This is a genomic window from Pantoea sp. Seng, from assembly GCF_009829935.1.
Taxonomy (GTDB): Bacteria; Pseudomonadota; Gammaproteobacteria; order Enterobacterales; family Enterobacteriaceae; genus Pantoea; species Pantoea communis.
Genome location: NZ_SZZV01000021.1, coordinates 16802 through 29291 on the forward strand (window position 1 = coordinate 16802; position 12490 = coordinate 29291).

Below are 12490 nucleotides of genomic sequence, written 5' to 3' on the forward strand. Positions count from 1 at the left end.
CTCGTGGCGAGGCGGCCGTGCTATCATCGCGGCTCATTCGCCACCGGAGCTGATTACATCCTCATGGCTGCACGACTTTCTCGCCTGATGGGCCTTTGCCTCGCATTGCTGTTTTGCTTTTCAGCACAGGCCAATATCTTCTCACCTACCAATAACAGCCGCTTTGTGCCGGTGGATCAGGCATTTGGCTTCGATTTCAGCCAGCAGGGCAACCAACTCACACTGAGCTGGAAGGTGAAGGACGGCTATTACCTTTATCGTCAGCAGATTCATGTGACGCCGCAAAAAGCACAGATGGCACCGCTCGCTCTGCCGCCAGGACAGCCGCATGAAGATGAGTTCTTCGGCAAGAGCGAAATCTATCCGCAGGATTTACAGGTGCCGATCACTCTGCATCAGGCTGAGTCCGGTGCCACGCTCACGGTGACCTATCAGGGCTGTGCGGCCGCTGGTTTCTGCTACCCGCCCGAAACCCGCTCAGTGCCGCTCACTCCGGTTGCTGCCAATCACGACGCAACCGCCGTTAACGCGCAGCCTGCGCAACAGCGTACGCCACTGCCGTTTTCACCGCTGTGGGCGCTGCTGATTGGCATCGGCGTTGCCTTCACGCCGTGCGTATTGCCGATGTATCCGCTGATCTCCAGCATCATTCTCGGTGGCCAGCGTCGCTACTCTGCTGGACGCCTGTTCGCACTGGCGATGGTCTATGTGCAAGGGATGGCGCTGACCTACACCGTGCTCGGCATGGTGGTGGCCGCCGCAGGTTTACGTTTCCAGGCGGCGCTGCAGCATCCTTACGTGTTGATTGGCCTGTCAGCGCTGTTCATCGTGCTGGCGTTGTCAATGTTTGGCCTGTTCTCACTGCAACTGCCTTCCAGTCTGCAAACGCGCCTGACGCTGTGGAGTAATCGTCAGCAAGGCGGTTCATTGCCGGGCGTGTTTATGATGGGCGCACTGGCGGGATTGATCTGCTCGCCCTGCACCACCGCGCCGCTGAGTGCCATTCTGCTGTATATCGCGCAAAGCGGTAATCTGTGGGCCGGTGCGGGCACGCTGTGGCTCTATGCGTTCGGCATGGGCCTGCCGCTGGTTGCCGTAACGATGTTCGGCAACAAGCTGCTGCCGAAAAGTGGCCCGTGGATGCAGAGCGTCAAAGAGGGCTTCGGCTTTGTGATTCTGGCGCTGCCGGTGTTCTTACTGGAGCGTGTAGTGGGTGATGTCTGGGGCTTGCGTCTGTGGAGCCTGCTCGGCGTCGCGTTCTTTGCCTGGGCGTTCAACCTCAGCCTGCGTGCTAATGGCAAATGGCGCATTCTACAAATCATCATGCTCGCTGCTGCGCTGGTGGCCGCTCGTCCGCTGCAGGATTGGGCTTTTGGCAGCAGCGCCAGCGTGCAGTCAGTGGCGCATCTGCCGTTCAAAACCATTGCCAGCAGCGCACAATTGGATAGCGCGCTACAGCAGGCACAAGGTCGCATTACCATGATCGATCTCTACGCCGACTGGTGCGTTGCCTGCAAAGAGTTTGAGAAATATACCTTCAGCGATGAAGGCGTGCGTGCCGACTTAAGTCAGCTACAATTGCTGCAAGCCAACGTCACCGCGAATAATGCGCAGGATAACGCCCTGTTGCAGCATTTACAGGTATTAGGCTTGCCCACCATTCTGTTCTTTGATGCACAAGGCAAAGAAATCCCTGACTCACGCGTCACCGGTTTCCTTAACGCTGCCGACTTCCGCACGCATTTGCACAATCTGTCGCGTTAAACGACACTGGTTGCAGGACACTGCCCGTTCGTGCGCGAGCGGGCCCGCACTCCAGAGGAGAGTCACTTGCAACGTGAACAGATTCTTGAGCATGCGCTGAATGTGCTTGAGCAAAGCGGCCTTGCCGCCACCACTTCCCTGCAGCAGTTGGCCGGTGAGACCGGACTTGATGCAGAACATCTTGAACGTTTCTGGCCCGACCGTGACGCATTATTGTACGACGCGCTGCGCTATCACGGTCAGCAGATTGACAGCTGGCGCCGCCAGATACAGCTCAATGAACATCTCACAGCCCAACAAAAATTGCTGGCGCGTTACGACGTGTTAAGTGAGCACGTGAACAAAGGCCGCTTTCCCGGCTGCCTGTTTATCGCCGCCTGCAGCTTCTATCCGCAGCCTGACCAACCCGTACATCAGTTAGCAGAGCAGCAGAAACGCAGCTCATGGCAGTTCACTCATGAAATTCTGGTGGATTTGGCGCTGGATAATCCGACGATGGTGGCCGATCAAATGGAGCTGATTCTCGAGGGTTGTCTGAGCAAGCTGCTAGTGAAACGCAACGTGCAGGATGTGTCCACCGCGCGTCGTCTGGCAGAGGATGTGCTGAGTATCGCGCTGTGCCGACAGAACGGGGCACTGGCCTAAACTTTCGCAGGAGGCCCTTAAGCCCGTGCATCATGCAGGTCACGCAATCCTGAATACTGCTTTACCACCAGCGGGCACGTTGAGATTTTGCACACCCTGCCTGAAAAGCAAGCAATCAGTCACGATTGCTACGCTTTTTTGACGAAAGCCGTTGACGGCTGAAAGCCATTAAGGTTTAATGCGCCCCGTTGCCCGGATAGCTCAGTCGGTAGAGCAGGGGATTGAAAATCCCCGTGTCCGTGGTTCGATTCCGCGTCCGGGCACCAACATTCTGAAAACCCAGCTTATGGCTGGGTTTTTGCTTTTCTGCGTTTGACGTTTTCAAAACTTAATCCCTTAGCCCCCCCTCAACTTTATTATGTCCCACTTTAAGGACTTAAATCACCTTTAATCCTCATAAAGTGCTATATAAGGGACTCTACAATACATCCATTTATCATGACAATGATCCGATAGAGTCCTATAATTTGGACATTAAACGCATGACCGACGATAAAGTGTCTACATTGGGACTTTAAAGATATGACTACTCCTTCCGCATCTGCACTGGCTGAAGAAATTGGCCAGCGACTCAAGCAAGCCCGTCTAAATCGTGACTTAACGCAGACGGAGGTTGCTGAGCGCGCAGGTGTTGCACGTAAGTCTGTGCTCAATGCTGAAAAAGGAAAAGTGCCGTTCGATGTCTTTATCGCCATCATGGTAGCGTTGGATCTCACCGAAAAGCTGGAGCTGTTTCTGCCGCGTCAGGAGATATCCCCGATTCAACTTGCAAAGCTGCAGGGTAAACAAAGGCGTAGAGCTTCAGGACAACGAAAAGATAAACCGCTCAGGGAGGAGAAATCAGAATGGTAATGGAAGTTATCAATGTTACCTTTGCACAACAAGAAGTGGGTGCTTTCTGCAAAGCCGCTGTCTTAGATATTTAAACAGCATCAATGAACATAATCGCATCTAGATAAGCTGCAGGATGCCTCACGGCATCCTCAAACGACCTGCAACCGAAAATCTTCACCATTCATCCAAATGAAATAGAGAAACTTTTTAATGTCAAAGCAGAAAAGTTCGCCCATCGCCCGTAGGTAGTTCAACGTTCAAGCTCAGCTTTCCGCCTAATGCCTCAACATACTTTTTTAGGCTTGAGAGTTTTATATCATCGCCTCGGGCTTCAATAGCTGCTATGGCTGGCTGTGAAACGCCCATTTTCTCGGCTAACTGTACTTGTGAGAGCTCAAGCTCTTCGCGTAAGTGTCGTAATTGAACCTCAATAATTTTATCCGCGACTTTAGCCTTAATTCTCTTCTGTGATTCTGGAGATCGTTGTGCAATGAGTTCTTCCAGTTTAGGCATGTATTATTCCTCTCAAATGCTTGCTGTATTCTTGATCTGCTAATTTGATCATTGATCGGTAAAACCGCTTCTGATTGATCCCCGTTTTGTCCCCTGCACACAAGACGATCCCCTTCCTTCTGGGATCGAATGCGAAGAACGCCCGAACAGGCCTACCATTACTTTGCACGCGCAATTCTTTCATGTTTGCATATTGAGAGCCGATGATGGTGTCTACATCAGGCCGCCCTAAATGAGGGCCGAAGATTTTCAACACTTCCAGGCTTGCGAGTACATCTTCAATCATTTCATCATCCTGCGCTTTTAGCCACGCTGCAAAATGCTCCGTTGTATCAACGCTCCAGTTGTTCAAAAGTCCCTCACATGAACTGTAGTTTATACGCCTTGGATATAAACTAGAAGTTATATTTGAAACTTACCCTTTTTCAATACCTGAACGCTTAAGTGAGTTTGAAATAATGTTGAACTGAGATACATCGCGAACAAAACTGCAAACAGCCTGCAAAGTGCAGTTAGTCATAGGTCCCGCCCCTAAAGCTCAGAACCCATGAGCAGCATTCATAAGCTCATGCCAATTGGCCCTACAGTCATCAATGGCCTTCCCCGCTATGCTTGCCGCATCACTTATTCCTCAAGGCAGGAGAGACAATGAAAGAAATTATGGTGGTTATTGGCGCGGGTGCGATTGGACAAGCCATCGCGCGTCGCGTGAGTCAGGGCAAAACTGTGCTGCTGGCGGACCTCAATTCGAGAAAATGTGCGGCTGCCGCACAAACCTTACGTGATGCCGGCTTTACGGTAGAAACCAGCCAAGTCGATGTCAGTTCGCGCCAATCGATTCAACATCTGGTGCAGCAGGCCACTGCGCTGGGTGTTATCAAAGGAGTGATTCACTCGGCTGGAGTCTCGCCTTCTCAAGCCAGCCCCGCCACCATTTTACAAGTCGATCTTTACGGTACTGCCGTGGTGCTGGAAGAGTTCGGTCCGCACATGGCGTCAGGCGGTTGCGGAATCGTGATTGCCTCTCAATCCGGCCATCGACTGCCTGCGCTCACGGTTGAACAAAATGAAGCGTTAGCCATCACGCCAACAGAGGATTTGCTCAGCCTGCCATTTTTGCAGAACACCGCTTTCAGTGATCCTCTGTTGGCCTATCAATATGCCAAACGCGGTAACGCTCTGCGGGTTATGGCCGAAGCGACGAAGTGGGGCCAGCGTGGCGCGCGTGTCAACAGCATCAGCCCCGGCATTATCTTTACACCCTTAGCGAATGATGAGCTAAATGGCCCACGCGGCGCGGGCTATCGCAATATGCTGGCAAAATCACCCGTCGGTCGCGGCGGCACCGCCGACGAAGTTGCAGCGCTGGCAGCCCTCATAATAGGACCAGAAGGCGGCTACATCAGCGGCAGTGATTTTCTGATGGATGGCGGCGTGACGGCATCTTACTGGTACGGTGATTTGAAGCCTTGATTGATTTCCCCGCCGTACATGTCCTTCGGCGGGTTAAATATAAAATATGCAATACACCTGACCATACTTTAAATATATCTAGCCATAACCATATCCAATAAAATTATTAATCAGTAAGTTAAATACGGTGTGAATATTATTCCGTGATCCTGATTTTGTTAGCTGTAACAACGCATTCGTAACACATCACTAATCCTTTACACTCTCCTGAATTCAGAAAATCATTCATCACATGATCATCTACAAATAAAGTTAAATTTATTAACCGGCGAAATTTGCTGGTCATCCTTTATCGATCACAAGTTAATAACCCTGACAGGAGAAATAAAATGACCGCAGGAAATCGTATTTATTTACGCCGTCCCTCCGATGCTGAACCCTTACTGGAAGCGTTCCGCCGTTTACCCGCGGCGGTAGTCGCCGACTGCATGAGTCGCTTGCCTGCGCTATCGGCAGAGATCAGCCTGAAAACGGCGCCTAAAACCCCCATCATGTGCGGCCTGGCGGTGACGGTAAAAGCGCGCTCTGGCGATAACCTGATGTTGCATAAAGCGCTGGATATGGCCGGGCCGAACGATGTGATCATCCTGTCGAATGAGGGCGATCGTAGCCAATCGCTGATGGGCGAAGTGATGGCCACTTATGCCAGACAGCGCGGTATGGAAGGCATCGTGCTGGACGGCCCGGTGCGTGATATTGAGGGCTTATCACGTATGGATTTCCCGATTTATGCCGCCGGACATACGCCAGGTGGCCCTTTCAAAGATGGCCCAGGCGAAATCAACGTGCCGATTGCCTGCGGTAAAATTCACGTTTCACCTGGCGATATCGTATTAGGCGATGCCGACGGCGTGATCGTCATTCCCCGGCAGGATGCCGCGCGCATTCTCGAAGCGGCACAAGCTTACCTGATTGTTGATGAGCATAACTTTGAGCTGGCGAAAACCGGTTCACTGGAACGCGGTTGGCTGGCAGAAGCACTGCAAAACAAGCAGGTAGAAATTATCGATGATGTTTATCGATAAGCGCACGAGCGCTGTGTTATCCAGGTCGCCCGCTATGGCGACCTGGTATTGCAAACTGCGCAGCGGCTAACACACCGCATCACGGTGTACTGCTCACCATCGCCAATTTGCGCTGACGGTTTTCACGCCATACCGCAAAGATTCCTGCCAGTGCCACAATCGATGCACCGAAGAGGGTTGTCGTGCCTGGCAGACTATTAAGGAACAGATAGCCAATCAGCATCGACCACACCAGCGTAGTGTAATCAAACGGTGCCAGCAGCGAGGCATCAGCATAGCGCAGGCTGAGTGTCACCAGAATCTGTGCCAGACCGCCAAATAAACCACAGCCCACCAACAGCAGCCACTGCAAGCCAGTGGGCTTTATCCAGCCGAAAAATACCGTTGCCAGGCCAATCAACGTCGTCATCAGCGAAAAATAGAACACGATCGCGCCCGGTTTTTCGATGCCATTCAAAAAACGGATTTGCACATTCGAGGTGGCCGTACAGAGTGCGGCAATCAATGCAAAAGCAACACCAAGGCTGGCCGTGGTACTGCTGGCGCCACCTGCCGGCACGCCGCCGCTAGCCGCAAGACTGGAGGAGAGCATAATCAGTATGCCCGACAATCCCACCACCACGGCCACCCAGCGCGACACGCGCACCCGTTCCTTCAATAGCATCGCCGCCATGATTACTGTGAAAAGCGGTGCGGCGTAACTCAGTGCCGTGGCATCAGCCAGCGAGATATACACCAGCGCCAGATAGTTAAAATACATGCCGCCTGTGCCGGAGAAACCGCGAATGAAATGGCCAAACAAATTGCGCGTTTTGAGATTCTCCAGCACGTTCCCCTGCACTCTCAGCCAGATTAACAGGGGAAATAGCGCGATAAAGCTGCGGAAAAAAATCACTTCGCCGGTGGGGATAGCACCGTTCAGACCTTTAACACAGGCCAGCATCAGCGTAGCGCTGAGTGCAGCGAATATCTTTAATAACACGCCTAATCGGGGATTCATGCTCTCACTCTTTTCTCTCTACCACGTGCAATCGGCGGGGTTGCCGAGAGGACAACGCGGCTTACACTAGGGAGAAAAATGTGCGCTGGATAACACTTTTTCGCTCTGCCTGAATAGAAATAACTTATCGCCATCGGTCATATCATTTCCCTATTGCATAACACGCTTTCCCTCTTTTTCGCCGCAAAACAAAGCCGATATAGTCCAGAAAAGCGAGATTTTGCGCTCCCAAGCAGTATCCACCATTGAGGGAAAGCACATGACCATGAAAAGAGTGACCACCATTGGCTTGGCAATGCTGCCGTTGCTGGCTGTTTCGGCGGCGCAGGCAGATATGATGGCGAACATTAAATCGAGCGGTGAATTGAAATGCGCCGTTTACTCCGACGTACCGCCCTTCTCTTCGCCGGATCCACAAACGCGCCAGCTGGCTGGCATGGATATCGACCTGTGTCACGCTCTGGCCAAGCAGATGAACGTCAAACTGACTCTGGTGCCGACCTCTGTTGAAGCGCGTATCGCGGTGATCGCCACCGGCCGTGCCGATGTGTTGATTGCTAACCTGGCCTACACCAAAACGCGTGGTAATCAGATCCAGTTCAGCGATCCTTACTACGTGGCGAAAGAGATGCTGCTGGTGAAAGCGCCGCTGGCAGATAAACCACTGGACTATTTCAAAGGCAAACGTATCAGCGCCACCAAGGGCACCACGTCAGAGCAATCGATCCACATCAAAGGCGGTAAAGCCGTCACCTTCCAGGATTCTGCCTCCGCCTTCCTGGCGCTGGAGCAGAACAAATCGGTGGGCTTTGTCACTAACACCATGACCGGGATGAAAACCATCGCCCAGGCGAAAAAAGACGGCATCAATCTGGCGATGGTGAAAGAGCCGATGGCGCTGGAACCGATTGGTGTCGGCATGAAAAAGGATGAACCGGCCCTGCTGGCCAGCGTTAACAGCGGCCTGAAAGCGATGGACGACGATGGCACCATCGACAAAATCTGGAACACCTGGATTGGGCCAAATACCGAATACAAAATGGTGCGCGAAGAGCGCGTACAGCCGCTCTCCAGCCTGAAATTTGAACCACTGGAATAATCATGCCCGTGATGTCGCACTCTGATATCCAGCCCGCCAGCGCACCCGCGCTGGCTTGTTCCTCTGCGATCGCCCTTTCCACCATTGGCGCCCGTGCGTGGCTGGTGGAAGCACCGGGTGGATTTGATCTTTCCGCCCAGCGACGCATCTGGTCATTAGCGCGTTTGCTGCAGTCGGATGCGGCGGTTGAAGCCTTGATCCCCGGCGTCACTAATCTGCTGGTGCTGTTCCGACACATCCCCGAGGACGAAGCCGCCGTTCGTGCTTCGCTGCATGCCGCCTGGGATCAGGCACAGGCGATTAGCCCTCAGGGCAAACTGATTGAAATCCCGGTCTATTACGGCGGCGAGCACGCCACCGATCTGGATGCGGTTTGTCGTCACACCGGGTTCAGCGCACGCGAAGTGGTGCACCGTCACCATCAAAGCGAATACACCGTGTTTGCTCTTGGCAGCGCGCCGGGATTTGGTTACTTGCATGGGCTCGATCCGCAATTAGCCACGCCACGCAAGAAAGTCCCCTCGCTCAGCATGTTGAAAGGCACCGTTACCATTGGCGGCGCCCAGGCCGGTGTTTCAGCGCTGACCGGCCCCAACGGCTGGAACGCCATCGGTTTTGCCGAGCTGGAAGTGTTTGATCCAATGGCAGAATCCCCCGCGCTAATGGCACCGGGCGATCGTATCCGTTTTCTGCCGCAGAGGATTGAACTGTGATCGAAATTGAACAGAGCGGCGCCCTGAACACGGTTCAGGATCTGGGGCGTTTCAACTTCCGCCATATGGGCGTCTCGGTGAGTGGTGTGATGGATCCGCTGGCACTGCGCGCCGGAAATCTGCTGCTCGGCAATGAAGAAAATGCCGCCGCCATTGAAGTTCAGCTGTTCCCATTTCGTGTGCGTTTTTTGCAGGACAGCAGCATTGCGGTAACAGGTGCGGATTGTCGCGCCACTTTAGACGGTGCGCCGTTGCCGCCCTGGTGGGGCTGCGGCGTGCGTGCCGGACAGGTGCTGGAAATGCGTTACCCGCGCAGTGGCGCACGGGGTTATCTCTGTATAGCAGGCGGCATTGATGTGCCAATGGTGCTGGGTTCGCGCAGCACGGCACTTCGTGGTGGCTTTGGTGGCCTGGAAGGCCGCCCGCTGCAGCGTGGCGATCGGTTGGCGCTGGGTGAAACACAGGCATCCCCGTTGCCCAGCAGCGGTATTGGCATTGAGCCGCCCGACAGCGCCCTGCGTGCACATTTCCCGCGTAACAGCGCAGGTGAGATTCAGCTGCGCGCCATTCCATCCGGCGAATATCCCTTGTTTGCTGCCGATGCCGGTCGCTTCTGGCAGCAATCATGGCAGGTCTCCAATCAAAGCAATCGCACCGGATATCGACTGGCGGGCGATCCGATTTTCCCGTCAAAAACCATTGAGATGCGTTCTTACGGGTTGATTCCCGGCATTGTGCAGGTGCCGCCTGGCGGCGAGCCGATCATTCAGCTCAGCGATGCCAACACGGCGGGCGGTTATCCCAAGATCGCCGGGGTGATTGAGCAGGATCTGTGGCGTTTAGGACAGGTATTACCCGGCCAATCGATCCAGCTGATCCAGAGCGATACGCGTGAGGCGATCGCCATTGATCAGGAAGTCACACGCTGGCTGAGCCGCTTACGTGTGAGCTGCCCACCGCTGCGTAAAGCGTTAACCGCATAATTTTCCGAAGGAACCCAAACCATGAAGATTGATGTGAACTCCGATATGGGCGAAGGCTTCGGCGTTTATCAACTGTGCGATGACGCCGCGCTGATGAAAGTGGTCTCCTCAGCTAATATCGCCTGCGGATTCCACGCCGGCGATCCGGCGATCATGACCCGAATGGTGCGACTGGCGAAAGAGAATCGTGTCGGCATTGGTGCGCATCCTGGCTTGCCCGATCGCCAGGGCTTTGGTCGTCGCGAGCTGCCGTTCAGTGCCGAAGAGATCTGCCAGCAGGTCGCTTATCAACTCGGCGCGCTGACAGCGATTGCTCAGGCAGAAGGCACGAAGGTGTCGCACTTCAGCTTCCACGCTGCGATGGGCAATATCGTCAATCGCGACGAGGCATTAGCGCAGCAGGTCATGACGCTCGTCGCCCGTATCAATGCGGATCTGATTGTGTTCGCACAACCCGATACCATCATTGAGCGAGCGGCACAGGCAGTGGGCCTGAAAACCCTGACGCTGTTCCTCGCCGACCGCGCTTACGATGCACAGGGCCGTTTAGTGCCGCGTGGCATTGCCGGCTCGGTGATCAAAGAGGAAGCGGCGCTGCGTGCCCGCGTGCGGCAGTTCCTGCAGCATGGCACCGTCACCACCTTCGAAGGGGAAGTGATAGCCGTGCGTGCCCGGTCGATCCTGGTGCACAGCGATACGCCAGGCTCACTGGCCCTCGCCACCATCGTACGCAGTGAAATCGAAGCCAGCGGCCATCAGGTGGCGCCGGCGGCAGAGGTGCTTGCTCAATAAGTTTTTTTGAATCGCCCAAATAAAAATGGCTGCCCCATCGGCAGCCATTTTTTTCGCCTTTCGTTTAACGGCAGCCAGCGCAGAATGCCGCAATACGATCGCAGCCCGTCTCTAAGCGCTCCATGCTGGTGGCGTAGGACAAGCGGAAGTACGGGCTCATGCCATAAGCCGCACCCTGCACCGTCACCACATGCTGCTCTTCAATCAGCGCCAGCACAAAATCGGCATCGTTGCTGATGAAGCGTCCACCGGCACTGGTCTTGCCGATCAGCCCTTCAATGTTCACAAACAGATAAAATGCGCCTTCTGGCTTATGGCAGCGCAGGCCATCAATCGAGGTCAGACGCTCCAGCACGTAATCACGACGTTCACGGTAAATGCGTGCGCGCTCCTGCAACAGATCTTGTGGACCTTCCAGCACCGCCACCGCTGCCGCCTGCGTCAGGGTACAGACGCCGCCGCTGTTCTGGGTGTTCACATTGCTCATGGCTTTAATTAATGGCGCAGGACCACCGCAAAAGCCCAGACGCCAGCCTGTCATCGAATAGGCTTTCGATACGCCGTTCACCGTCAGTACACGGTCATACAGGCGCGGTTCAACCTGCGCCAGGGTATAGAAACGCACATCGTCATAGATCAGATGTTCATAGATATCATCCGTCATAATCCACACCTGTGGATGGCGCAGCAGCACGTCACCCAGCGCCTGCAACTCGGCTTTGCTAGCCACCGAACCGGTTGGGTTGCTCGGATAGTTCAGCAGCAGCCATTTGGTCTTGTCAGTGATCGCCGCATCCAGATCCGCTGGCAGTGGTTTAAAGCCATTCTCCTGCGCACACGGCAGCGGCACCGGAACACCACCGGCAAATTTCACGATATCGGCATAGCTGATCCATGACGGCGTGGGGATCACCACTTCGTCGCCCGGATTGATGGTCGCCAGGATGGCGTTAAAGATGATCTGCTTAGCGCCACCGGCCGTCAGAATCTGGCTGACGTCATACTCCAGTTGGTTATCCCGTTTGAATTTCAGCTGGATAGCTTTGCGCAGCGCAGGCGTACCGTCGGTCGGTGGATAGCGCGTGTCGCCCGCGCGTGCAGCGGCGTAGGCGGCTTCAATCGCATGTTCCGGCGTGGGGAAATCCGGTTCGCCGGTAGAAAGTGCTACCACATCAACGCCCTGCGCCGCGAGATCGCGCGCTTTTTGGGTCATGGCAACGGAGGCGGAAACGGTCACATTCTTTAAACGATCGGCTATCTCGGGCATGTTCAATCCTGGGTTCGGGGGATGTCAGTTTTCCCTGAGCATAGGATTAGGGCCGAAGCCACGGATAATAGTGCTTTGTTGTGGTGATATAACACAAAGCGATGACTGGACCGACTGCACACTTCTGCCATAAAGGCGGCAGATTGACTCAGAATTGCGCGACAGGTCACGCCCGCACGCCTGACGGGATGTTAATAAAGTGTTACTTTCTTTCCCAGATTACATCCCGAACCCACGATTTTCCTTGCCCGTCACTGGCAATGCTGATGGGTCAACTGCACTCATTCGGTGCAGCGCTGCATTTTTCAACACCCGCCATGCCGGCGGCTCACTAGCTCAGCACCAGCCTCAGGAGGCCCGGTAGCCGTACCCTCCTGTCTGA

General features: G+C 54.4%; 13 protein-coding genes and 1 tRNA gene. 10 read left to right on the forward strand and 4 right to left on the reverse strand.

The window, feature by feature from the left end:
- The first annotated feature begins 63 nt into the window (after positions 1-63).
- The 4 genes from FD737_RS19450 to FD737_RS19465 all read left to right on the forward strand — a co-directional run bounded on the left by FD737_RS19450 (position 64) and on the right by FD737_RS19465 (position 3261).
- The gene (locus FD737_RS19450) at positions 64-1764 is read left to right on the forward strand and encodes a protein-disulfide reductase DsbD (protein ID WP_160834327.1); all 1701 of its coding nucleotides are present in this window, start codon (positions 64-66) and stop codon (positions 1762-1764) included.
- 66 nt (positions 1765-1830) lie between these two features.
- Positions 1831-2409, forward strand: coding sequence for a transcriptional regulator (locus FD737_RS19455; RefSeq protein ID WP_097119015.1), 579 nt, complete (start codon positions 1831-1833; stop codon positions 2407-2409).
- A gap of 190 nt (positions 2410-2599) precedes the next feature.
- A tRNA-Phe gene (locus tag FD737_RS19460) sits at positions 2600-2675 on the forward strand.
- Between the two features lie 256 nt (positions 2676-2931).
- Positions 2932-3261 (forward strand): helix-turn-helix domain-containing protein, encoded by a 330-nt coding sequence (locus FD737_RS19465; RefSeq protein ID WP_045831892.1) that lies wholly within the window; start codon positions 2932-2934, stop codon positions 3259-3261.
- Positions 3262-3456: 195 nt separating this feature from the next.
- Here the strand turns inward: FD737_RS19465 and FD737_RS19470 are convergent, their stop codons facing one another.
- Positions 3457-3756 (reverse strand): helix-turn-helix domain-containing protein, encoded by a 300-nt coding sequence (locus FD737_RS19470; RefSeq protein ID WP_034826692.1) that lies wholly within the window; start codon positions 3754-3756, stop codon positions 3457-3459.
- Positions 3749-4108 carry a type II toxin-antitoxin system RelE/ParE family toxin gene (locus FD737_RS19475; protein ID WP_034826694.1) on the reverse strand — a complete coding sequence of 120 codons (360 nt, stop codon included), beginning with the start codon at positions 4106-4108 and terminating at the stop codon, positions 3749-3751. Before FD737_RS19475 ends, FD737_RS19470 begins: the two co-directional genes overlap by 8 nt.
- 296 nt (positions 4109-4404) lie before the next feature.
- Between FD737_RS19475 and FD737_RS19480 the strand changes: the two genes are divergently transcribed.
- Entirely contained in the window at positions 4405-5229 is an 825-nt protein-coding gene (locus FD737_RS19480) for an SDR family oxidoreductase (RefSeq protein WP_160834328.1), read from the forward strand.
- Between the two features lie 329 nt (positions 5230-5558).
- Entirely contained in the window at positions 5559-6254 is a 696-nt protein-coding gene (locus FD737_RS19485) for an RraA family protein (protein WP_097119012.1), read from the forward strand.
- Between the two features lie 79 nt (positions 6255-6333).
- Here FD737_RS19485 and FD737_RS19490 read toward each other — a convergent pair whose 3' ends face one another.
- Complete coding sequence (locus FD737_RS19490; RefSeq protein ID WP_097119011.1) at positions 6334-7254, reverse strand: DMT family transporter; 921 nt, start codon at positions 7252-7254, stop codon at positions 6334-6336.
- A 259-nt stretch (positions 7255-7513) separates the two neighbouring features.
- Between FD737_RS19490 and FD737_RS19495 the strand changes: the two genes are divergently transcribed.
- From FD737_RS19495 to FD737_RS19510, 4 genes are read left to right on the forward strand one after another with little or no spacing between them, the layout of a single operon-like run.
- Positions 7514-8353, forward strand: a complete 840-nt coding sequence (locus tag FD737_RS19495; protein ID WP_058961861.1) for a transporter substrate-binding domain-containing protein — start codon at positions 7514-7516, stop codon at positions 8351-8353.
- A gap of 11 nt (positions 8354-8364) precedes the next feature.
- Positions 8365-9066 carry a 5-oxoprolinase subunit PxpB gene (gene pxpB / locus FD737_RS19500; protein WP_370523125.1) on the forward strand — a complete coding sequence of 234 codons (702 nt, stop codon included), beginning with the start codon at positions 8365-8367 and terminating at the stop codon, positions 9064-9066.
- Positions 9063-10049, forward strand: coding sequence for a biotin-dependent carboxyltransferase family protein (locus tag FD737_RS19505; RefSeq protein WP_160834330.1), 987 nt, complete (start codon positions 9063-9065; stop codon positions 10047-10049). Before pxpB ends, FD737_RS19505 begins: the two co-directional genes overlap by 4 nt.
- A gap of 21 nt (positions 10050-10070) precedes the next feature.
- Positions 10071-10841: a 5-oxoprolinase subunit PxpA gene (locus FD737_RS19510; RefSeq protein ID WP_160834331.1), complete on the forward strand. Its 771-nt coding sequence runs from the start codon at positions 10071-10073 to the stop codon at positions 10839-10841.
- A gap of 64 nt (positions 10842-10905) precedes the next feature.
- Here FD737_RS19510 and FD737_RS19515 read toward each other — a convergent pair whose 3' ends face one another.
- Positions 10906-12108, reverse strand: a complete 1203-nt coding sequence (locus FD737_RS19515) for a pyridoxal phosphate-dependent aminotransferase (protein ID WP_034826708.1) — start codon at positions 12106-12108, stop codon at positions 10906-10908.
- Between the last annotated feature and the right edge of the window lie 382 nt (positions 12109-12490).